Here is a 22,595-nt window from a genome sequence, read left to right as displayed (position 1 = left end):
GAAGCACTTGTTACGTTATCCACGGAATCTGTGGATAACTCTGTTGAAAACGGCGGTGCAAATCAGCCCAAGCCTTGAGATAGCCGCCCTCGCGTCAGATTGATCATTTTTTGTACAGCCTTATTATCCTTATTTATCAATACGTTATCTATTGCAAGGTAATTCCCTCGGCAAATGACAGATTTTTGGCGTACTCATTTATGTGGTCGTTTTCTGTGCATAATTATTTCCAAAAAAGTCGTTTTTCCCCTGAATCAGGGTTGACAAACCCTCTCAATCTGGTCTTTCTAACGTTTTTTTAATGGAGTAACAGCATGCGTAGAACGAGGCAGAGAAACTGATGAATATCCGCGCAGACAACATGCGCCAGGCGACCAAAGTCACTCTAATCGGCATGGCCCTGGACGGTGCCCTTGGCGCGGCAAAAATTGTCATTGGCGCACTCTTCAATAGTTACGCACTGATAGTGGATGGCATCCATTCGTTCAGCGATGTCGTTTCCGATCTAATGGTCCTGGCTTTGGCCCGAATGGCCAGACAAGAGCCCGATGAAGGCCACCCGTATGGTCATGAACGTATCGAAACGTTTGGCACGGTCTTGATGGGTGGCGTGCTCGTGGCCGTGGCAGGCGCGATTGCGTGGGATAGCGTGCAACGGATGTGGCTGGGTGGATCCCTTGGGATCCCGGGCTGGCCGGTTCTGGTTGTCGCCGGGTTATCCGTCGCGTCGAAGGAGTGGATTTTCCGGTACACCCGCCGTGTAGGAACGCGCATCGGCTCTGACCTGATTATCGCCAACGCCTGGCATAGCCGAAGCGATGCCTTCTCGTCGATTATCGTCTTTGCGGGTGCCCTCGGCGCCATGGGCGGTTTCGCCTGGCTGGACGGCATCGCAGCAATTCTGGTGGCGCTGATCATCGCTCGCATTGGCTGGGATCTGGCCTGGGAGAACGTCAAGGAACTGGTTGATACTGCCATGCCCGCCAACGACTCAGCAGAGATTCTGAAGCTTGCCCGGACCACGGAAGGCGTACGGGATGTGCATGAACTGCGCACCCGCAAGATGGGCCAGGACTTTCTGCTCGATCTTCACTTACAGGTCGCTCCTTCAATCTCAGTATCAGAAGGGCATCAGATTGGCGTCAGAGTCACCGAGAACATCCGCGAGGCTTTCGGCAACATCAAGGATGTCACCTTCCATATCGATCCGGAGAGGGACGAGCGAGGGCCGGATCACCTCGACCTGCCCGGCCGCGCAGCCGTGCTGGCGGCATTGAAGGAATGCTGGGAGCCGCTACTGGATTTCAACCACGTGGGCACCACGCGTCTGCACTACCTGGACGAGCGTGTTTCCGTAGAAGTCTTTCTCAACAGCGACGAGGCAATCAAACCTTCCGCGCGCGCAATGCCGAACCTGCGGGCCGAAGCGATCCGCCGGGCGGAAGACCTTCCCTGGCTGGGCAGCGTTCGACTCTGGATAACCCGGCCGGTGCCGTAAACCGGAAGACCCGACCGAAGACTCTATGTTAAGCACACGGGCTGCAAAATCAGCTGGATGTCTTTCAGCCCTTGCGGTTTGCTTCCATGCGGGTGAGGAACTCCTGCATGATGAGTGTATAGAGTTCGCCGCCGAGAAACTTGTCCTCGACGCCCGCGTCCACATTGGGGTTATCGTTGACTTCGATTACCGCGACGCGATTTCCTGCCTGCTTGATATCCACCCCGTAGAGGCCATCACCGATCAGTCGGGTCGCATTCAGTGCCGCCTGGATAACCTTGCGCGGAACCTCGTAGGTGGGAAGTGTTTCAAAGCCTCCCGAGTCGGTCTTGTTCTGCCCGTGCTGGTAGATCTGCCAGTGATTACGCACCATAAAGTACTTGCAGGCGAAAATCGCGCGCCCGCCCAGTACGCCAATGCGCCAATCGAAGTCGGTGTAGAAAAATTCCTGTGCCAGAACCAGCGCCGAGTGCCGGAAGAGTTCCTTCAGCGCGGCCTTGAGTTCTGCTTCGTCCTTGGCCTTGATGACGCCCCGGGAAAAGGCCCCGTCAGGGATCTTGACGACAACGGGCAAGCCCAGCGTGTCGATAGCGATTTTCGCAGCATCTTCCTGGTCACGGGACAGTATCAGGGTGCCCGGTGTCGGCACCTTGTTGTTCTTCAGAAGGTCCGCCAGAAAAACTTTGTTGGTACAGCGCAATATCGATACAGGGTCATCAATTACCACCATCCCCTCGGCCTCCGCTTTTCGCGCAAAGCGGTACGTATGGTGATCGATAGACGTCGTCTCCCGAATAAACAGACCGTCGTACTCAGGCAAACGCATGTAGTCTTTCCGGGTAATAAGGTCTACATCAATCCCGAGCTTGCGGCCGGCCCTGACGAAACGACTCAGGGCCGTGCGATCACTTGGCGCCATTTCTTCGTCAGGATTGACCAGCATGGCAAGGTCAAAACGGTAGCGCCGGCGCGACCGGGGTTTACGCCAGAGCACGCGACTGACCCGATCGAGGGCCGCCGCAAACGGATCCTGGTCGGCTTCCGTAAGGTCCGCCACAGCCAGGACCTTAAGCGATTCTATCTGCCAGACTTTGCGCCGGCGGAATTCCACCTCGAGTATCGGGCACGGAAAACGGTCGAATAGCGCCCGCCCCAAGGTCCTCAGGCTTTCCTCTCCAGTGTGACCGAAGAAAAACCGAATCCTGACCGATTGCGGCGTCGCCCCACTCTCACGCGCTGCAGCCGACCGCTCCAGTTGCCCGTCAAGCCAACCGGATACTGAGTTATCCAGCGCGTCCAGTTGCAGCGTGAACAGACCTTTCCGCCCAAGATCGTTGAGCGTCATGACGGATGGCACGACCTGATGCCCCCGTGCTTCAGCCAGAAGCGAGCAATAGTAGCCCTGGCTGAGGTAGCGACTACTGGAGCATAGATTGATGACCCGCAGCCTGCTGCTGCTGCTGCGAGCGTCTGAATACTCCAGGTACTGACTGAAGGTGATCACGTCTTCGCTCGGGTAGAACGGAGCCCAATCTTGGGCATCATCAACGACAATAAGCAGGCGTGCCATGCATACTCCAGGTTATGTCCGAAACTGGACTCTAGGAGGCGCAGCATACTGCGTTACCCGGCCCAGGCCTATTACCTGTGGCTGCGGATTCTACGCATGCGCGCCCGATCATTTAGCCTATGTTTGCATAGGGTTTAAGCTGATAATGCGGCCAGATTCATCACCCTGTAAAGGAGACCGAGATTCCGTGATTGAAGACCCGGCTTTCCGACTCGCCCAGCCTGGCGATCTTGATGCTCTGGTGGCCCTTGAGAAGACCTGTTTCGAGGACGACCGGATCTCACGGCGGAGTTTTCGACGGTTCCTGGAAGCACCAGGTGATCGCCTGGTTATAGCCGAAGCCGATGGGATCCTCCATGGCTACGCTCTCGTTCTGATGCACAAGGCGACCCGCCTTGCCCGTATCTACTCGATCGCAGTGGCGCCTGCCGCGAGGGGCAAAGGGCTGGGAGAGAAGCTGATCCGCCAGGCTGAAGCACTTGCCGCTGAGGCGGGACGTATCGTCATGCGCCTTGAGGTTCGCACCGATAATCCCGCCGCTATCGCACTGTACCGTCGTCTGGGCTATCGCCAGTTCGGAACCCTCAAGGACTATTATGCTGACCATGGTGATGCGCTGAGGTTCGAACGACGTATCCTTTTCTCGCGCCCGGGAGAGCGGTTCCGGAACATTCCCTATTACGCCCAGACTACGGATTTCTCCTGTGGTCCCGCCGCACTGATGATGGCCCTCGCTACGTTGCAGGATGACGTGCCCATGAGCACGCACCAGGAACTTCGTATCTGGCGCGAAGCGACAACCATCTATATGTTGTCTGGCCACGGTGGCTGCGGACCCCACGGCCTGGCTCTGGCAGCGTGGTCGCGCGGATTTCACGCGGAGATTCAGGTAAGCCGCGCCGGGCCCCTTTTTCTGGATACCGTCCGCAATGAACGTAAAAAAGACCTGCTACGTCTGGTTCATGAAGACTTTCTACTACAGCTGGCTGACACTGCCATCCCCATTCGCCATGAACCGCTGTATCTGGCTGAAATGGAGGCAGCGCTCGAGCAGGGGCGTATCCCCATCATGCTGATAAGCACCTGGCAGCTGAACCGCAGCCGAGTACCCCATTGGGTAACGCTCTGCGCGATAGACGACCAGTTCGTGTACATTCACGATCCGGACGTCGACATGGACGTGGGTGAGACCGTTGCTGAAAAACAGTACCTGCCCATTGACCGGAAGGTTTTCGAGAGCATGGCTCGTTATGGCAGCCAGGTGCCGCTGCAAGCTGCCGTTATCATCGGTCCTGCACGTGCCGCAGCGACGCCTGACAGGGTTTCTGTCTAGCATCCCGACGGGCAGGTACTCACCCCACCCGTAACGAGGCTTCTTTCAGGCGAGCAATATCATCCCGTAACTGCGCCGCCTTCTCGAACTCCAGATTGGCAGCTGCCTTGTACATTTCGTCCTCGAGCCTGGAAATCGACTTCAGCGCTTCAGCCGGCGTACGGCCCTGCGCTTTAACCTGATAGGCCGCCCGCTCTTCAGCTGCCTGAGGCACTTCACCGCGCCTGCGGGCCGCGGCCGAATGCGCACCTTCCATGATGTCCGCAACTTTTTTGTTGAGCCCGGTCGGCGTGATGCCATGAGCCTCGTTGTGGGCAATCTGCTTCTCGCGCCGGCGTTCGGTCTCTTCCATGGCCCTGGCCATTGAGCCGGTAATCTTGTCGGCGTACAGAATCGCACGACCATTGACGTTTCGCGCTGCCCGTCCCATGGTCTGGATCAACGAACGGTCTGAGCGCAGGAAGCCTTCCTTGTCAGCATCCAGAATGGCCACCAGCGCAACCTCCGGCATGTCCAGGCCCTCTCGCAGCAAATTGATACCCACCAGTACGTCAAACTCGCCCCGTCGGAGGTCCCGGATGATCTCGACGCGCTCGACGGTATCAATATCTGAGTGCAGGTAGCGCACTGCAATCCCGTGCTCCTGGAGAAAGTCGGTGAGATCTTCGGCCATGCGTTTCGTTAGAGTCGTGACCAGTACCCGCTCACCGGCGTCGCTGGCAAGTTTGATCTCCGACAGCAGATCATCCACCTGCGTGGTGGCCGGTCGTACGACGATGGTCGGATCGACCAGACCGGTAGGCCGCACCACCTGTTCAACGACCTGCCCTGCGTGTTCTTCCTCGTATTTCCCGGGAGTAGCCGAGACAAAAATCATCTGCGGGGCAATACGTTCCCACTCGTCGAAACGCATAGGCCGGTTATCCAGGGCAGAGGGCAAACGGAAACCGTACTCCACGAGTGTTTCCTTGCGCGACCGGTCGCCCTTATACATGGCGCCAATCTGGGAGACGGTCACATGGGACTCGTCAACCACCAGAAGGGCGTTGTCCGGCAGATAGTCAAATAGCGTCGGCGGTGCTTCGCCAGAAGGTCGCCCGGAAAGGTAGCGCGAGTAGTTTTCGATGCCATTGCAGTAGCCCAGTTCAAGCATCATCTCGATATCGTAACGCGTTCGTTCTTCCAGTCGCTGGGCTTCCACCAGCTTATTGTTATCGCGTAGCTGCTTGAGACGCTGGTCCAGCTCGGTCTTGATGTTCTCAACGGCATCCAGAACAGTCTGGCGCGGCGTGACGTAGTGGGATTTGGGATAGATGGTGACGCGCGGAACCCGTCGCGTAACCTCACCCGTCAAAGGATCGAAGTGACTGAGCTGCTCGACCTCTTCATCAAAGAGCTCGATTCGAATTGCCTCTTTCTCCGATTCTGCCGGGAACACATCGATAACATCGCCGCGTACCCGGTAATTGGCCCGGTGCAGCTCGACGTCGTTGCGGGTGTACTGCAGTTCAGCCAGACGCTGGAGAATGTGGCGCTGGTCGATTTTGTCGCCCCGGTCGAGGTGCAGCATCATTTTCATGTAGGACTGCGGGTCGCCCAGGCCGTAGATGGAGGATACGGTGGCGACGATGATCGCATCCGGACGCTCCAGCAAGGCCTTGGTTGCCGATAGCCGCATCTGCTCTATGTGCTCGTTGATCGAGGCGTCTTTTTCGATGAATGTATCTGAGGAAGGCACATACGCTTCGGGCTGATAGTAATCGTAGTAGGAGACGAAATACTCAACCGCGTTATCGGGAAAGAAGTCCTTGAACTCACCGTAAAGCTGGGCTGCCAGCGTCTTGTTGTGCGCCATCACGATGGTTGGGCGCTGAATTTTTTCGATCACATTGGCGATGGTGAAAGTCTTGCCGGAACCGGTCACGCCCAGGAGAGTCTGGTGCGCAAGCCCGGATTCTATCCCGTCGATCAGCCCCGCGATGGCCTTGGGTTGGTCGCCCGCCGGCTCGAACGGCGAGGCAACCCTGAAAAGTGAATCTGTCTTCGCCATGTAAGGGCAACCCCTCCGGAATCGATGTCAGTAGTGGACCGGCGGCCCGTCTTCTTCACGCGCCTGGTGGCGGCGCACAGCTTAGCGATCAGTGTTCAACATGCTAACATTGGGGCGGTCAGTACGGATTCATAGTCCGGTACCCATTAACAGCCCAGTACTTATTCACAGCTCACTAGCCGGAGTATGCCCCTGGCACAGTGACGTAATCAGGTCCCAACGAGGAGCGCCAGTTTGAACGTTCAACTCTCCAAACGTGTCCAGCAGATCAAACCGTCCCCTACCCTGGCCGTGACAAACAAGGCCGCAGAACTCCGGGCAGCAGGCAACGATATTATTGGTCTGGGCGCGGGCGAGCCCGATTTCGACACGCCTGACCATATCAAAAAAGCCGCAGTCGAGGCGATCAGTCGCGGCCAGACCAAGTACACGGCAGTTGACGGCACACCAGGGCTGAAGAAAGCCATCATCGACAAGTTCAAACGGGACAACGAACTCGTCTACGAGCCTAACCAGATCCTGGTATCGAGCGGCGGCAAGCAGAGCTTTTTCAATCTCTCCCTGGCGCTGCTGAACCCGGGTGACGAGGTTGTCATTCCGGCCCCCTACTGGGTCTCCTACCCTGACATGGTGAAGGTGGCCGAAGGCGTACCCGTCGTTATTGAAACCAGTCAGGCCAACCGGTTCAAAATCACACCCGAACAGCTGGCGGAGTCGATCACGCCGAGAACACGGCTAGTCGTACTCAACAGCCCTTCAAATCCCAGCGGCATGGCGTACAGTCGCGCCGAGCTCGAGGCATTGGGCACAGTGCTGCTGAAGCACCCTGAGGTACTGATTGCCACCGACGATATGTACGAGCACATCCTCTGGTCGGGTGAGCCCTTCTGCAACATTGTTAACGCATGCCCCGCACTTTATGACCGTACGTTTGTGCTCAATGGCGTATCGAAAGCGTACTCCATGACTGGATGGCGAATTGGCTATGCAGCCGGCCCACAGCCTGTTATCGCGGCCATGAAAAAAATTCAGTCCCAGAGCACGTCTAACCCGGCCTCTATTTCTCAGGCTGCGGCAGAAGCCGCACTCAACGGACCGCAGGAATGTGTAGCAGTCATGGTTAAAGCCTTTCATGAACGCCACGACTGGCTGGTTGACGCACTCAACCGTTTGCCCGGCGTAAACTGTATTCCCGGCGATGGCACTTTCTATGCTTTTCCCAGTTTCCAGGGGGTCATCGATGCCACCGACGGCGTCAGCAACGACGTTGAACTCGCAGAGCACCTGCTGAAGACCGCAGGCGTGGCCATGGTGCCTGGATCTGCATTCGGTACCCCGGGCTTTATGCGCTTGAGCTTCGCTACCAGTATGGAAACTTTGGAAAAAGCCATCGAGCGCCTGCAGAAAGCACTGAGTTGAGCTTTTAAGGTGAAAAACAAAAGCGATTAGTATTTTTAGGCCTAAAAGCCTTGACGGGCCGGCGTCTCCTCCCTAGAATGCCGTCCCTGTCGACAGAGACAATTCCTCGATAGCTCAGTTGGTAGAGCAACGGACTGTTAATCCGTGGGTCGCTGGTTCGAGCCCAGCTCGAGGAGCCAAATACCGAAAAAGCCGCTCAAACGAGCGGCTTTTTTTTGCGCTTGAGCTCACCCATGTTTTCGCCACGGCCATGACGGTTAACCGGCGAAAGCCTCCGTTTTAAGATTACTCGTTACCGGCCTTTTTGCGACCTGAAAGCTCCGCTACGTTGTCCTGGTTCTCCGCCAGCCACTCGCCCAGTACATCAGGCCGCCCCTTGATAGCTTTCGCGAAAAGGTCCTGCTCACCAGCAATAAACAGCCCTATCTCCTCAGAGACCTTCTCGCCCAGTGCGGGAAAGCGGTGCTCCATGATGGCGGAGATATTCTCTGCCAACTCAAGCATCCGGTCGTAGGCATCTGCGTCTTTTTTGCTTGTGAAAAGCCGGGATTCATCTCGATCTGACATATAACAAGCCTTCACTGCCATGATGATTCTCTCTTCCGCTGTCTTGCGCGCGCAATTCTTGCCCCAGAAAAGATCCTGTTCGTCGGGGCCCGTTCAAACATTCATGAGGTATAGATTGGCACGGCTTTAACTGTACATTTAAACAGTGTTTAATGTCGCACAGATACCCGGGCGAAGCAAGTACACGAAGCCGATTAGCCCGGCCTATTGGCTACCATAAACAGACCGTATTTCTCATGAATGGCGAAGTTTATTAGGATGGGTTTCCTTAGCGCTCCGGCAGTGCGAGCTCCAGTAGGGCCTATGCTGCTCTGGGCCGTTCGCGTTCAGGCCATTCTTACATTAGCGCCCGGATCTGCAGTGTCGTTAAGTACGCTGATCAGTTGCAGCCACCCGGGGGGCAGATATGAGCCTACCAGGTCCTGCCTGACCACGGATTGACGAGTTGACCACAGGTTTACGAGGCTGCCCCAAGCGGGCTCCCTGAAGCCCAATTGCTGAAAGGAACAATCCATGAATGACGCTGTAATTTTATCCACCGCACGGACCCCCATCGGCAAAGCATACCGCGGGGCGTTCAATAACCTCGAAGCGCCATCACTTGGCGGCATCGCTATCCGCGAAGCCGTTAAGCGCTCAGGCGTCGACCCCGGGCAGATTGACGACGTCATTATGGGCTGCGCCCTGACCCAGGGCAGCGCAAGCCCCAACATCGGTCGGCTCGCCGCCCTGGCGGGCGGACTCCCCACAAGTGTTGGCGGCATGACGCTCGACCGTCAGTGTTCTTCAGGCATGTATGCCATCGCAGCTGCTGCCAAACAGGTAATGCATGACAAGGTTCCTTTGATGGTTGCCGGGGGGCTGGACTCGATCAGCCTGGTGCAAACCAAACACATGAACAAACACCGCGCTGTTGATCCCCGCCTGGTAGAAAGCCACCCTCACATCTATATGCCGATGCTGGAAACCGCCGAAGTTGTTGCCAAGCGCTACGGTATCAGCCGCGAAGCTCAGGACGAGTTTGCGTTCAAGAGCCAGATGAATACAGCCAAGGCACAGCAAGCCGGCCGTTTCGACCAGGAAATCGTACCCGTTGAAACGACTCAGCTGGTCATGGACAAAGAAACAGGTGAGGTTTCGACGCGCGAAGTGAAGCTGACCCAGGACGAAGGCAACCGTCCGGAAACGACACTCGAAGGGCTGGCCAAGCTCAAACCTGTCATAGAGGGCGGCAGCATAACCGCAGGTAACGCCAGCCAGCTGTCAGACGGCGCCTCAGCCTGTGTCATCATGGACGCCAAACTCGCAGAGCGGCAGAACCTGGCGCCGCTAGGGGCGTACCGAGGTATTGCCATCGCAGGTGTCGACCCTGATGAAATGGGTATCGGCCCGGTTTACGCTATTCCCAAATTATTGAAGCGATTCGGCCTAACTATCGATGACATCGGTCTGTGGGAGCTGAATGAAGCGTTCGCTGTTCAGGCGCTTTACTGCCGGGATAAACTGGGAATACCGGAAGAGCTCATGAATGTCGACGGCGGCGCAATCTCAATTGGCCATCCTTACGGCATGAGCGGCGCACGTATGGTCGGGCACACGTTGATTGAAGGAAAGCGCCGTGGTGCCCGCTATGTCGTCTGTACGATGTGTGTAGGCGGCGGAATGGGCGCGGCGGGACTTTTCGAAGTGTTCTAATCGACGCTTCTCGCAGATACTGTCTTGAGGGCGTGGCCCGGTAACCTGGCCGGGCCCCTCTTGGTACCTCTCGCTACCTCTTGGCGCCTTTTGGTATCTCTCGGTACCTCTTGGCGCCTTTTGGTATCTCTCGGTACTACAGCTCACCTGTTTTGCTAATCCTGCGACCACTTGCGCCGGGGCGGCGTGTAGTCGCGGAACCGGTCTATAAGATTTTGAGGGCTGTTATCGACCAGCAGCATGTCCCGATAAACTTGCCCCAGAAATTCCTCTGTAACCAGCTGGTCGATAAAACGGGCAAGGAGGTCATAGAAGCCTTCGACATTCAACAAGCCTACCGGTTTCGCATGCAGTCCGAGCTGCGCCCATGTCCACACCTCAAACAGCTCTTCCAGCGTTCCCACGCCACCGGGCAAAGCTATAAAGCCATCGGCAAGCTCTGCCATTCTGGCCTTGCGCTGGTGCATATCTTCAACAATCTCCAGCGATGTGAGCCGCTGATGAGCTACCTCCCTCTCGGAGAGCGCTCTCGGAATGACGCCGTAGGCCCGGCCACCAGCCGCCATCACAGTGTCCGCAATAATTCCCATAAGCCCGACATGGCCACCCCCGAACACCAGGTCGATGTTGTTTGTGACCAGCACCTCACCAAGCTGGCGAGCTTGCACCTCATAATCGGCTGAACGGCCGGGCGATGACCCGCAGAATACGGCAATGCGCATGACAGTTTTCCAGATAAGGTTGTTTCAATGAGATTTCTACTTGTGCGCCAGCGATTTTCTCTCTCAGCCCGATCTGCCAGTGCCTGGCTGATCCTGGCCACGCTTCTTTTGTCGGGCTGCGCGAACATGGTTCAGCCCTTGGAACGCGACCCCTGGATAGCGCCCGACAAGGGGCTCCATTTGCTGAGCGGCATCGGCCTGGGCGCCGCAGGTGCAGCCATTGCAAGCTCAAAGGGCGCCTCAGCCTGCACCGCCAACGCAAGTGGAGTCGCACTTGGGTTCTCGGTGGGCCTGGGCAAAGAGTGGCGCGACCTGCACCACAACGATGGCATGCCGAGCAACCGCGACTGGCTGGTGACCATCCTCGGGGGCATAATTGGTGCTCAGCTGGTCCAGCCCTGCTCGCCCTGAGTCAACTCCGCTGCCCCCTAAGCCCAAGATGGCGCGGGATCAGGCCAGTTTGCGCCCCACCGCCTGCCCGACGTCGTCCAGAATCGCCTGGACCACCGACAGCGGCTCAGCCGACTGGGTTATAGGTCGACCCACGACGAGGTAATCGCTGCCTGCCTTAATGGCCTCAGCAGGCGTCATAATGCGTTGCTGATCCCCTGCGGGAGACCCTGCAGGTCGAATACCGGGCGTCACAAGCAGAAAGTCGCGGCCGCACAATGACTTCAGGCGCTCTGCCTCCTGCGCGGAGCACACTACCCCATCCAACCCGCAGTCCCGGCTTAACGAGGCGAGACGATCAACTTGAGAGGCGGTATCGCCGCCACATCCTATCGCCGCGAGATCAGAATCCTGCATGCTCGTCAACACGGTCACCGCGATCAGCTTAGGGCACAACCCGCTCCTGGCAGCCAGGGTTTCGACGCATTGCTCCATCATTTGCCGACCGCCGCTGGCATGGACATTGACCATCCAGACACCGAGATCGGCCGCTGCGGCAACGGCCTTTGCGGCAGTATTTGGGATATCGTGGAATTTGAGGTCAAGAAAAACGTCAAAGCCATGAGCCTGTAGAGTTTCCACCCAACCGGGCCCAAAACGCGTGAACATCTCCTTGCCCACTTTCAGCCGACAAAGCGCCGGATCCAGTTTCTCTATCAACGAAAGCGCAGCCAGGCGCTCATCAAAATCGAGCGCTACTATTACCTTGGGATCGTGATCCACCATTATTCATTCTCCCTCGACACCCTGGATGGGTAATACGGTCTCCCAGGTCTTGCAACTGGGGCACAACCAATGCAGGTGTTGACCACCAAATCCACACTTGATGCAGCGGTACACCGGCTTGTTATGGAGCAGAAGCTCACCGATGTGGCTGATCAGGCGACTGTCGTCGCCCGGCGCCCGTTCGTCCCGGCCCGCCAAATGGATAAGCCTCAGCAGGCCCTTCAGGCTGGGGCGCTTCTCCAACTCAGCCCTCAGTAACGCAATGGCCGCCGGACGACCTTCAGCTTTCTCTACGCAGTCCACCAAAGCCAGCAAAAGGCTTGTACCAGGTGCCTGGCTATAAAGCTTGCGCAGTTGACGCGCCAGGCTGGCCTGATTGTTTTCTTCCCGGCCATATTCCAACAATCGCTCGACGGCCTCGGGGGCAAAATTCGGATTCTGCTCAAAAACACGGACCAAAGATGCGCGAGCTTCCCGGTACTGTTGCTCGCGATGCTGCAGTGCGGCCAGCTGCAGAGAGGCCCTAACACAAGTGTGATCGCGCATCAACGCCTCACGCAGGTGCTGTCGAGCCGCAAATCGATCGTCAAGAACAGCAGCTTGCTCAGCAAGTTCGCAGAGAATATAAGCAAGCTGTTTGCCGAGTTTCGGACTGTTTTCTATCTGCATCAGATCGATTGCAGTCTGGCGGGCTTTTTCCCAGTCGCGTTCCTGCTGGTAGAGGTCTATGAGCTGGCGGGCCGCTTTTGGACCGTAATGCCGGCATGCGACAACCTGCAGCAGGAGCGCCTCTGCCCTGTCGTGTAACCCGGCAGCGCGGTAATCAACCGCGAGCTCAAACGTAACTTCCGATGAATAACGGGGCGGCAGCTCGGGACGGGCGAGGAGGTTCTGGTGGATAAGAATGGCCCGGTCAACTTCGCCTTTATTGCGAAAGTGGGCGCCCACCGAAAGGTGCAGGTTTACCGTGTCACGGCTAACGGCGAGAGAACCTACAAACGCATCGATTGCTTCGTCAGAATAGTTGGTGAAGAGGAACTGCAGGCGCTCACGTACCGTTGCCTCATCGGCTATTCTGCCTGCACGGCGACTGTTACCGACGCCCCAACGGCCCATCACCCAGCCGACCGCAACAGCCAGCGCCAGCGCCAGCCACTGAAAAACTAGTTCCATCAGATGCCCTTGACGTTAACACCACGTTGCTGTTCCAGGGCTTTCTGGGTTTGCTGTAGTTTCTTCTCCAGATGCCGGCGGCTCCTTCCCGCACGGAACGAAGCAAGGGACCCAACGGTCAGCCCAATGATCACACCAATCGCCAGAGCCCCGATAAGCCATATAGCCAGGCTCATCTCAGGTGTCTGATAGGTCAGGAAATCTATTGATACTGAAGTGCGATTATTGAGAGAGAAAACCAGTGCGATGAGGAGTAGCACAATAACAAGGAGAATTAGCACCAGCTTTCGAACACGCGCCATCGGTCGCTCCATTAGTCAGACAATAAGCTCTTCCAGACAGCCTGGACAAGCGGAATAACTGAGCTTTAAAGGAACGAATGATAGCAATAATGCCACTGCTGAGATAGGCGACGAACCGCAGAATAACGGAAGCTGAACGTTTTGTTCAGCCTGGATCAGTAGCCCGCTTTGAGGCTGAGGTTTACCTGTTCCCGCAATTCCTTCCCCGGTTTGAAATGGGGGACATACTTGGCAGGCAGTTGAACAGCTTCGCCCGTTTTGGGGTTACGGCCCGTGCGCGGCGCACGGTAATGCAGAGAAAAGCTACCAAAGCCGCGGATTTCAATACGTTGTCCATCGGCCAGAGACTGGGACATATGCTCGATGATCGTCTTCACCGCCAGTTCAACATCTTTGACAGACAGTTGGGTTTGCTTGGAAGCAATAATCTCGACCAATTCGGACTTCGTCATGTCCCTTCCTTATACTCTTCTTGGGCAGTCTGTTAAATAGCAGGAGTTGAGTTATATAAACTGTACCTGAGCCCGGATAAATACCTGGATTTACACGGTTCCTGTCTTCCGACCGGCCACCCGAGGGCTTGCCTCAGCAGAGCTGGATAAAAGACACGACTTATACGTCGCAACTATACACTCTTTCCCGGAAAACGCATTAGGTTCAGCGAGTCACGGGTGGAAGGGTCCGCCAGGTAATTGGGTGACGCTAACAGGTTTAGTTAAATTTATTCCAAAAATTTCATGTGGATATCAGTTTAGCCAAAGCTAAAGAAAACACAAAAAAAACGGGCCCTAAGGCCCGTTTTTTTACAATTCAACAAAAAGAAAGCGTTAGTCTTTCTTTTGCTGCATTTGCTCTTTTATCAGATCACCGATGGTAGTGGCACTACTGCTGCTATCGGTAGCGCGTTCCCTGACGCTCTGCAGAGCCTGCTTGTCATCTTCAACGTCCTTGGACTTGATAGACAGGCTGATCAGGCGGTTCTTACGGTCGACACTGATGATCTTGGCTTCGACTTCGTCACCTTCATTAAGCAGGTTACGCGCGTCTTCGACCTTGTCACGGCTGATCTCTGAAGCTTTCAGAGTGGCTTCAACATCTTCCGCCAGCTCAACCTGAGCACCTTTGGCATCGACCGAAATGACCTTGCCCTTAACGATGGTGCCGCGATCATTCACCTGGACGAATTCAGCGAAGGGATCACTCTCAAGCTGCTTGATACCGAGAGAGATACGCTCGCGCTCAGGATCAACAGACAGGATAGTGGTATCAACTTCATCGCCTTTCTTGTAGCGACGTACGGCTTCTTCGCCCGGCTCGTTCCAGCTGATATCGGAAAGATGAACCAGACCGTCGATGCCGCCGTCCAGGCCGATAAAGATGCCGAAGTCGGTGATGGACTTGATCTTGCCGGAAATGCTGTCGCCTTTGTTGAAGTTGGCGGAGAAGTCTTCCCAGGGATTGGTCTGGCACTGCTTGATACCCAGGGAAATACGACGACGCTCTTCATCGATATCCAGGATCATCACAGTGACTTCATCACCGACATTGACCACCTTGGATGGATGAATGTTCTTGTTGGTCCAGTCCATTTCTGAAACGTGTACCAGACCTTCGACGCCTTCCTCCAGCTCCGCAAAACAGCCATAGTCGGTCAGATTGGTGACGCGAGCCACAACCTTGGTGCCTTCAGGGTAACGACTGACGATGTTGACCCATGGATCTTCGCCCAGTTGCTTGAGCCCGAGGGAAACGCGGTTACGTTCGCGGTCAAACTTAAGGACCTTGACGTTGATCTCGTCACCCACATTGACGATCTCGCTTGGATGCTTGATACGCTTCCAGGCCATGTCGGTAATGTGCAGCAGGCCGTCCACGCCGCCCAGATCCACGAACGCGCCGTAGTCGGTCAGGTTCTTGACGATACCCTTGATTTCCACACCTTCGGTCAGGCTGCCCAGCAACGCTTCGCGCTCTTCCTGGTTCTCAGCTTCAAGCACTGCACGGCGGGAAACAACCACGTTATTGCGCTTGGCATCGAGCTTGATAACCTTGAATTCCAGGTCTTTGTTCTCAAGATGCGCGGTATCACGGACCGGGCGCACGTCAACCAACGAACCAGGCAGGAATGCGCGGATGCCATTGAGGTCGACGGTGAATCCACCCTTGACCTTGCCATTGATCACACCTTTGACGACTTCTTCCGCTTCGAATGCCTTTTCGAGGAAGCGCCATGCTTCTGCGCGCTTGGCCTTTTCGCGAGACAGACGCGTTTCACCGAAACCATCCTCAACGGCGTCAAGAGCCACATCGACGACGTCGCCGATCTTGATCTCCAACTCACCTTTGTCATTGAGGAACTGCGATGCCGGGATGACGCCTTCCGACTTCAGGCCCGCGTGAACAGTAACCCAGTCACTGTCAACATCGACAACCGTGCCCTGGACAATAGAGCCCGGCTTCATGTCGATTTCTTTCAGGCTTTCTTCAAAAAGTTCAGCAAAGCTCTCGCTCATTATGCGTCCTATGTGATCTATGGTGTTCTCCGCGTCGCCAGTTTACGCGGTCTGTTTAAAGAGGTTCGAACGGTGCCACACTGGCAGGGCCACGCTGTCCGAACACAAGAATCTGGAACCCGCTACAACATTCCCGACCACACCAACCGTTTTCCGGAAAACAACAAAAGGTGCTGTCAGTCCCGGCCTGCTAGAGCCAGTACCCGATCCAGCACCTCTTCTATTCCCAAACCGGTAGTATCAACAACGTGAGCGTCATCAGCAGGCTTGAGCGGCGCCGTTTCGCGGTTCATATCCCGCTCATCGCGCGCCTTTATTTCTTTTAAAAGGTCCGAGATTTTAACATCGATACCAGCGTCCAGCAACTGCCGATGTCTTCTCTCTGCCCGTTCCTCGGCGCTGGCCGTGAGAAACACTTTCAATTGCGCGTCAGGAAACACGACTGTACCCATATCGCGGCCATCAGCGACCAGGCCCGGGGCTTGCCGGAAATCCCGCTGTAGCTGCAGCAATGCGGTACGCACCGCAGGGATAACAGCGACGCGCGAAGCATTGTCTCCACACTTTTCTGTGCGAATTTCCGCTGTTACGTCGCTGCCGTCGAGTATCACCCGGGCCGGTTCCCCAGGAGGAGTTGCTTCGAAAGCAACAGCCAGATTGCGGGCTGTTTTCGCCAGCTCTTCAGCGTCGTCCAGGCTGACCCCGTGCCGCATGGCGGACAACGCCGTAACCCGGTAAAGGGCACCGCTGTCCAACAGCCGGTAACCCATCCGCCGGGCCAGCAACTGCGACACTGTACCCTTCCCCGCGCCGCTTGGGCCGTCGAGGCAGATGATGGGCGGTGCGTCACTGTCCGGCTTCATGAATGCTCCTCACTGATCTGCATGCCTACCTTTCTGGCTAGCGCTACGAATCCGGGGAAAGAGGTGGCCACATTGGCGCAGTCCTGAACTTCGATAGGCGCCGAAGCCCTGAGTGATGCGACTGCGAAAGCCATGGCAATGCGATGGTCGCCGTGACTATCGACAAGCCCACCACCCAGTGGCTGCCCATCAATGATTATGCCATCCGCTGTGACCCGGGTGCTGACACCACAGGCTTCCAGCCCGTCCGCCATAACCTGAATCCGATCGCTTTCTTTTACCCGCAGCTCCTCTGCGCCGGTCAGGACTGTCTGCCCTTCGGCACACACCGCTGCGATAAACAGTACGGGGAACTCATCAATTGCCAGGGGAACCTGATCCGCGGGGATGGTGATGCCTTTGAGCGGCGCATATTGAACGCGAATATCGGCCACCGGCTCACCGCCAATCACGCGCTCATTGCTGAGGGTCAGTTTTGCGCCCATAGCCTGCAAGATGTTAATCACCCCGACGCGCGTGGGATTCATGCCTACGTGCCGCAGCGTGAGATCAGCACCTGGTGTAATCGAGGCGGCCACGAGAAAAAATGCGGCGGAGGAGATATCGGCCGGAACGTCGATCTTGGCTGCCGTAAGCACTCCACCGCCCCGCACCCTCGCAGTAGCACCTTCACGTTGGACGCGGTAGCCAAAACCGGAAAGCATGCGTTCGGTATGGTCGCGCGTCGGTGCCGGCTCGGTGACGCTGGTTTCACCCTCGGCATAGAGTCCCGCCAGCAGCAGGCAGGACTTGACCTGGGCACTGGCCACCGGGAGATTGTAGTGAATTCCGTGCAACTTCCGGCCGCCCCGGATTTTCAGTGGAGGTCGACCCCCTTCAGCAGTTTCAATTTCTGCGCCCATCTGCCGGAGCGGATCTGCCACGCGTGCCATTGGTCGCTTGGTCAGGCTTGCGTCCCCGGTTAGCTCCGTATCAAACGCCTGCCCGGCCAGAAGGCCGGAAAACAACCGCATGGCCGTCCCGGAGTTGCCCAGGTAGAGCGGGCCCCGCGGCGCTTGCAGGCCATGAATTCCCACGCCGTGGATGCGTAGATAGCCGCGTTCCGGCCCCTCGATGGTTACGCCCATGTCCCGAAAGGCCTGGAGCGTTGCAAGGCTGTCTTCCCCTTCCAGAAACCCCTCCACTTCGGTAATGCCTTCGGCCAAAGCACCGAGCATTATAGAGCGGTGCGACATGGACTTATCGCCGGGAACGCGAATGTCGCCGCGGACCTGGCCGCCGGGCTGCAAGCGGAAAATCAGATTCTTTTGCGTCATGGTCGTTACGTAAGCCTGTCCTGATAGCATTTTCGAGAAGTGATCGCGTGCAGCCTTGGCACGACTGAACACCCGCATTAAAGTGTCGCCATCGCTCTGCTCTATCGCGAGGCGCAGTCTTTGCAGATCACCGGAAAAATGGTCCAGTGCCGCCAGAACTGAGTCGCGGTTCGCCAGAAAGATGTCACGCCACATAACCGGGTCACTCGCGGCAATACGCGTAAAGTCGCGGAAGCCACCAGCGGCATAGCGGAATATCTCTTTATTGTCGTCCTCCCCCGCCAGCGTATCCACGAGTGAAAACGCGATCAAATGGGGCAAATGGCTGGTCGCCGCCAGTATCTCATCATGACGGGCAACAGGCATTTGCAGGACTTTGGCCCCACAGCCGGACCACAATGAACACAAGCGTGTCAGTGCATCCGGGTCAGTATTGTCGTCTGGCGTGAGAATCACCTTGTGCCGTGAAAAAAGCGCGGGATCGGACGCTGCTATTCCACTTTTCTCAGAGCCCGCGATGGGATGGCCCGGGATCACCCGACTACTCAGTCCGCCAAAAACAGCTTCTACGGCTGTGACAAAACTCTGCTTGGTACTCCCCACATCGGTGAGAACAGCCTGTGGCGACAGTTTATTCGCCAGCTCACGCAGAACAGACTCAGTCGCTCGCACCGGCACGGCGATTACCACAAGGTCGGCATTAGCTACAGCATCGGCAGCACTGGCAGCGCCCTCGTCGATTATCCCCAGCGCCAGGGCCTGCTCAGTCTCTGAGGGACGGCGGTCATAGCCGACGACATGCCTTACCAAACGATGGCTTCGCGCCGCCTGAGCGAGTGAGCCACCAATCAGACCCATTCCGATTACGGCCATGCGTTCAAACAGCTGGCTGGACGGGTTCGGCTGGCCGGTCATGATCCATCACCTCTTTTCAATTCCCGAGAACTCGCTTCAGGGCGAGCAGGCAGCGTGCGTTTTCATGCTCCAGTCCTACTGAGACACGCAAGTGGTCAGGCATCTCATAGGCGGCCACCGGGCGCACAATGATCCCCTCCCGCAGAAGCGCCTCGTAAATGGCCAAGGCCGGGCGCCCTACATCAACCGCCACGAAATTGCCCTGGGACGGAATCCAACTTAACCCCAATTCGTCAAAACCGGCCTCAAGCTGCTGTATTCCAAGGCGATTAACTTCTCGAGAAAGCTCAAGATAGTGCTCATCGTCGAGTACCGCTGAAGCCGCAGCCAACGCCAACGCGTCCACGTTGAAGGGCTGGCGCACCCGGTTCAGCACATCAGCCAGCTCCACCGAGGAAAGCGCGTAGCCAACACGCAACGCGGCCAGCCCCCATGCTTTGGAAAAAGTCCTGGCGACAATCAGGTTGGGGTGGTCCGCAAGAAACTCGACGCCGTTCGGCATGTCATCGCCGACCATGTACTCACAGTAGGCCTCATCAAGCACCACAATAACAGTCTCCGGCACGCGCTGCAGAAAGCGCTTGACCTCAGACTTGCCGGCAAGGGTACCGGTGGGATTGTTAGGGTTTGCGACAAACACAAGTCGGGTACGGTCAGTGACCGCTTCAGCCATGGCCTCGAGATCGTGCCCCCAATCCCGGGCTTTCACCTTGACGTGTCGAGCGCCCAAGGCCTGGGTAACGATCGGGTACACCGCAAAAGCATGCTGGGAATACACAACCTCGTCATCACAAGAAACAAAAGCGCGGGCCGCAAGCTCAAGGATATCATTAGAACCATTACCCAACGTGATCTGCCCGCTACTCAGACCATAACGCCCCGCCAGCTTCTGCTTCAGGTTAAAACCGTTGCCGTCCGGGTAGCGACAGAGATCGGCGGCGGCAGCGCTCACCGCTGCCAGTGCTTTTTTGCTCGGCCCCAGAGGATTTTCATTACTTGCGAGTTTCACAATCGCTGCCGGATCGAGCCCGAGCTCTCGCGCGAGTTCGTCGATAGGCTTCCCCGGCTGGTAGGGCTGCAATCCCTGTACGCCGGGCGTTGCCAGCGCGCGATAATTGGTATGCATGGCTAACTCCAACGAAACAAAGCTTTCAAAGGATATGGATGCCCCAGCAACTGCAGGATCCGGATAAAACCGCTTGGGCTATTGGAGAAAAGAAACCGCTACGTTTATGAGGCAGCGCCCGAGGCACGGGCGCCACCCGCCGTAACTTCCAGCCCGACGCTACAGGACGCCCAGAGGATAAGAGCCCAGATGACGAACCTCTACCGCCTCTGCCTCGACCTGGGCAAGTGCCGACTTGACCGTCTCGTCCTCAACATGTCCCTCGAAGTCGATGTAGAAAACATAGGCCCAGGTACCGGTGGGCGATGGCCGCGTTTCTATGCGGGTCAAGCTGATCGCGTGGCTGTGAAAGGGTTCGAGTAATTGGTACAGCGCGCCGGGCTTGTTACGCATGGAGACCAGAATGGATGTTTTGTCTTTGCCGCTGGGCGCCACATCCTCACGTCCTACAATAAGAAACCGGGTAGTGTTATCCGGCCGGTCTTCGATCGTCGCAGCGAGCTTTGTCAAACCATAGAGTTCCGCCGCCATATCGCCGGCTATGGCGGCCGTGCCAGGCTCTTCCCGAGCTCTACGGGCCGCTTCGGCATTACTACTGACCGTGACTCTCTCCACGCCGTGCCAGTGGCTGTCGAGCCATTTTCGACACTGAGCGAAGGACTGCTGGTGCGAATAAATGCGGGCGATAGTGCCCTCTTCCCGATCCGGTGCGGTAAGCAGGTGATGATGAATGCGCAACTGGACTTCTCCGCATATTTTCAACGGCGAAGTCATAAACATATCGAGCGTATGGTTGATCATACCTTCGGTCGAATTTTCGACCGGTACTACTCCGTAATGGGCCTGACGCGACTCAACCTCCCGGAACACCTCATCAATGGCGGCCATTGGAGCACTGTTGACGAAGTGGCCGAAGTGTTTAAGCGCTGCAGCTTGTGTAAAGGTGCCTACCGGTCCCAAAAAAGCTACACGCATGGGTTTCTCAAGCGCCAGACACGCTGACATCACTTCACGGAATAGCCGGGCCATTTCCTCCGACGGCAACGGTCCCGGATTTTCTGCCTTGATACGCCGCAAAACCTGAGCTTCGCGCTCGGGTCGGTAAAAAACAGGGTCTGAGCCGTCGCCCGCCGCAGTTTTGACCTCGGCGACTTCCTGAGCGCAGCGGGCACGAGCGCTGATCAACTGAAGCAGCTCCCCATCAATGCGATCTATTTCTTCGCGCAGCTGGGATAACCGCTCTTCCCCGTTCTTCCCTGAGCCAGCCATGTTATGCCTTCTCCTTCTCGAAGGTTTCCATGTAGGCGACAAGGGCCTCCACCCCAGCTTCCGGCATTGCGTTGTATATGCTGGCGCGCATGCCTCCAACTGAACGATGACCCTGGAGGCTCAGCAATCCTCGCTCTTCGGCACCGGCCAGAAACGCCGAATTCAAGCGCTCATCAGCGAGTGTAAAGGGCACATTCATCCAGGACCGGAAGCGCGGCTGAATCGGGTTGCCATAAAAATCAGAAGAGTCTATTGCCCCGTAAAGTCTCTCGGCTTTACGCCGGTTGAGCTCTCCCATGGCCTGGACGCCCCCCTGCTGCTGGACCCAGTCAAATACGAGGCCCGCCAGGTACCAGGCAAACGTCGGCGGCGTGTTGTACATGGAGTCGTGTTTGTCGGCGACGCTGTAATCCATCATGGTGGGCAGTTCAGGGCGCGTACGGCCCATCAGGTCCCGTCTCACCAACACCAGCGTGAGGCCTGCCGGGCCGATGTTTTTCTGGGCGCCAGCATAGATCAGGCCGAAACGGTTAATATCCTGCGGACGGGACAGGATGGTCGAGGACAGATCCGCCACCAGGGGAACATCGCCCACATCAGGTATGTAGTCGTACTCCAGCCCGCCGATAGTCTCGTTGGGCGTATAGTGAACATAGCCCGCCTCGGGATTTAGCTTAAGCTCGGATTGATCCGGGCAGCGGGTAAAGTTGTCCGCCTCCGTACTGGCAACCACGTTCACCCGGGTATAGCGTTTGGCTTCAGCGATCGCTTTTTTGGACCAGATGCCGGTGTTGACGTAATCGGCGCAGTCATGGCCGCCCAGCAGGTTCAGCGGTATGGTCGCGAACTGCGTGCTGGCCCCGCCCTGCATGAACAGCACAGCGTAGTCATCGCTGATACCCATGAGCTCTCGCAACGTGCGCTCCGCCCGCTGGGCGATACTGACGAACTCATCGCTGCGATGACTCATTTCCATGACCGACAGGCCCTTGCCCTGCCAATCCATCAGGTCCGCCTGGGCCTGTGCCAGCACCGGCTCAGGCAGCGCCGCAGGACCCGCGCAGAAGTTGAACGCTCTGCTCATGGGA

Annotated in this window: 19 protein-coding genes and 1 tRNA gene; 6 read left to right on the top strand and 14 right to left on the bottom strand. The window is 56.9% G+C overall.

Translation table 11 applies throughout. The annotated features are described in order from the left end of the window. The first annotated feature begins 340 nt into the window (after positions 1 to 340). Complete coding sequence (locus soil367_RS07300; RefSeq protein WP_136548351.1) at positions 341 to 1,498, top strand: cation diffusion facilitator family transporter; 1,158 nt, start codon at positions 341 to 343, stop codon at positions 1,496 to 1,498. Between the two features lie 64 nt (positions 1,499 to 1,562). Here soil367_RS07300 and soil367_RS07295 read toward each other — a convergent pair whose 3' ends face one another. Then, positions 1,563 to 3,068 (bottom strand): RimK family protein, encoded by a 1,506-nt coding sequence (locus soil367_RS07295; RefSeq protein ID WP_136548349.1) that lies wholly within the window; start codon positions 3,066 to 3,068, stop codon positions 1,563 to 1,565. Between the two features lie 187 nt (positions 3,069 to 3,255). Between soil367_RS07295 and soil367_RS07290 the strand changes: the two genes are divergently transcribed. Then, positions 3,256 to 4,401: a GNAT family N-acetyltransferase/peptidase C39 family protein gene (locus soil367_RS07290; RefSeq protein WP_246065579.1), complete on the top strand. Its 1,146-nt coding sequence runs from the start codon at positions 3,256 to 3,258 to the stop codon at positions 4,399 to 4,401. A 19-nt stretch (positions 4,402 to 4,420) separates the two neighbouring features. On the opposite strand, the gene uvrB is transcribed toward soil367_RS07290, so the two are convergent. After that, positions 4,421 to 6,451, bottom strand: a complete 2,031-nt coding sequence (gene uvrB, locus soil367_RS07285; RefSeq protein WP_136548345.1) for an excinuclease ABC subunit UvrB — start codon at positions 6,449 to 6,451, stop codon at positions 4,421 to 4,423. Positions 6,452 to 6,685: 234 nt separating this feature from the next. On the opposite strand from uvrB, the gene soil367_RS07280 reads away from it, so the two are divergent. Next, the gene (locus tag soil367_RS07280; RefSeq protein ID WP_136548343.1) at positions 6,686 to 7,870 is read left to right on the top strand and encodes a pyridoxal phosphate-dependent aminotransferase; all 1,185 of its coding nucleotides are present in this window, start codon (positions 6,686 to 6,688) and stop codon (positions 7,868 to 7,870) included. Positions 7,871 to 7,973: 103 nt separating this feature from the next. After that, positions 7,974 to 8,049 (top strand) — tRNA-Asn (locus tag soil367_RS07275). A 106-nt stretch (positions 8,050 to 8,155) separates the two neighbouring features. Here soil367_RS07275 and soil367_RS07270 read toward each other — a convergent pair. Then, complete coding sequence (locus soil367_RS07270; protein WP_136548341.1) at positions 8,156 to 8,458, bottom strand: YebG family protein; 303 nt, start codon at positions 8,456 to 8,458, stop codon at positions 8,156 to 8,158. A gap of 492 nt (positions 8,459 to 8,950) precedes the next feature. Here soil367_RS07270 and soil367_RS07265 point away from each other — a divergent pair, with 492 nt between their 5' ends. Further along, complete coding sequence (locus soil367_RS07265; protein WP_136548337.1) at positions 8,951 to 10,132, top strand: acetyl-CoA C-acyltransferase; 1,182 nt, start codon at positions 8,951 to 8,953, stop codon at positions 10,130 to 10,132. Positions 10,133 to 10,287: 155 nt separating this feature from the next. Here soil367_RS07265 and soil367_RS07260 read toward each other — a convergent pair whose 3' ends face one another. Further along, positions 10,288 to 10,854 carry an LOG family protein gene (locus soil367_RS07260; protein ID WP_136548335.1) on the bottom strand — a complete coding sequence of 189 codons (567 nt, stop codon included), beginning with the start codon at positions 10,852 to 10,854 and terminating at the stop codon, positions 10,288 to 10,290. 27 nt (positions 10,855 to 10,881) lie between these two features. Here soil367_RS07260 and soil367_RS07255 point away from each other — a divergent pair, with 27 nt between their 5' ends. Next, entirely contained in the window at positions 10,882 to 11,265 is a 384-nt protein-coding gene (locus soil367_RS07255) for a YfiM family lipoprotein (RefSeq protein ID WP_136548333.1), read from the top strand. A 39-nt stretch (positions 11,266 to 11,304) separates the two neighbouring features. Here soil367_RS07255 and pyrF read toward each other — a convergent pair whose 3' ends face one another. From pyrF to serC, 10 genes are all read right to left on the bottom strand, one after another. Further along, a complete protein-coding gene (gene pyrF / locus soil367_RS07250; RefSeq protein ID WP_136548332.1) occupies positions 11,305 to 12,030 on the bottom strand; it encodes an orotidine-5'-phosphate decarboxylase in 726 nt (241 codons plus the stop codon). Between the two features lie 3 nt (positions 12,031 to 12,033). Next, positions 12,034 to 13,203 (bottom strand): lipopolysaccharide assembly protein LapB, encoded by a 1,170-nt coding sequence (gene lapB / locus soil367_RS07245; protein WP_136548330.1) that lies wholly within the window; start codon positions 13,201 to 13,203, stop codon positions 12,034 to 12,036. Beyond that, positions 13,203 to 13,505: a LapA family protein gene (locus soil367_RS07240; protein ID WP_136548328.1), complete on the bottom strand. Its 303-nt coding sequence runs from the start codon at positions 13,503 to 13,505 to the stop codon at positions 13,203 to 13,205. The genes lapB and soil367_RS07240 overlap by 1 nt, the downstream gene beginning before the upstream one ends. 155 nt (positions 13,506 to 13,660) lie before the next feature. Next, positions 13,661 to 13,957, bottom strand: coding sequence for an integration host factor subunit beta (locus soil367_RS07235; protein WP_136548326.1), 297 nt, complete (start codon positions 13,955 to 13,957; stop codon positions 13,661 to 13,663). Between the two features lie 375 nt (positions 13,958 to 14,332). Further along, on the bottom strand, positions 14,333 to 16,018 hold the full coding sequence (gene rpsA / locus soil367_RS07230; protein ID WP_136548323.1) for a 30S ribosomal protein S1: 1,686 nt from the start codon (positions 16,016 to 16,018) through the stop codon (positions 14,333 to 14,335). A 176-nt stretch (positions 16,019 to 16,194) separates the two neighbouring features. Then, a complete protein-coding gene (gene cmk / locus soil367_RS07225; RefSeq protein ID WP_136548321.1) occupies positions 16,195 to 16,881 on the bottom strand; it encodes a (d)CMP kinase in 687 nt (228 codons plus the stop codon). Further along, positions 16,878 to 19,112 carry a bifunctional prephenate dehydrogenase/3-phosphoshikimate 1-carboxyvinyltransferase gene (locus tag soil367_RS07220; protein ID WP_136548319.1) on the bottom strand — a complete coding sequence of 745 codons (2,235 nt, stop codon included), beginning with the start codon at positions 19,110 to 19,112 and terminating at the stop codon, positions 16,878 to 16,880. The genes cmk and soil367_RS07220 overlap by 4 nt, the downstream gene beginning before the upstream one ends. Positions 19,113 to 19,128: 16 nt before the next feature. Continuing rightward, on the bottom strand, positions 19,129 to 20,238 hold the full coding sequence (hisC, locus tag soil367_RS07215; RefSeq protein ID WP_136548317.1) for a histidinol-phosphate transaminase: 1,110 nt from the start codon (positions 20,236 to 20,238) through the stop codon (positions 19,129 to 19,131). Between the two features lie 159 nt (positions 20,239 to 20,397). Beyond that, complete coding sequence (gene pheA, locus soil367_RS07210) at positions 20,398 to 21,507, bottom strand: prephenate dehydratase (protein ID WP_136548315.1); 1,110 nt, start codon at positions 21,505 to 21,507, stop codon at positions 20,398 to 20,400. 1 nt (position 21,508) lies between these two features. After that, on the bottom strand, positions 21,509 to 22,591 hold the full coding sequence (gene serC / locus soil367_RS07205; protein ID WP_136548313.1) for a 3-phosphoserine/phosphohydroxythreonine transaminase: 1,083 nt from the start codon (positions 22,589 to 22,591) through the stop codon (positions 21,509 to 21,511). Between the last annotated feature and the right edge of the window lie 4 nt (positions 22,592 to 22,595).

The sequence above is a fragment of the Hydrocarboniclastica marina genome (assembly GCF_004851605.1).
GTDB classification, from domain to species: Bacteria; Pseudomonadota; Gammaproteobacteria; order Pseudomonadales; family Oleiphilaceae; genus Hydrocarboniclastica; species Hydrocarboniclastica marina.
Note: the sequence above shows the minus strand (reverse complement) of the source record. Positions and strands in the feature narration are given on the sequence as shown.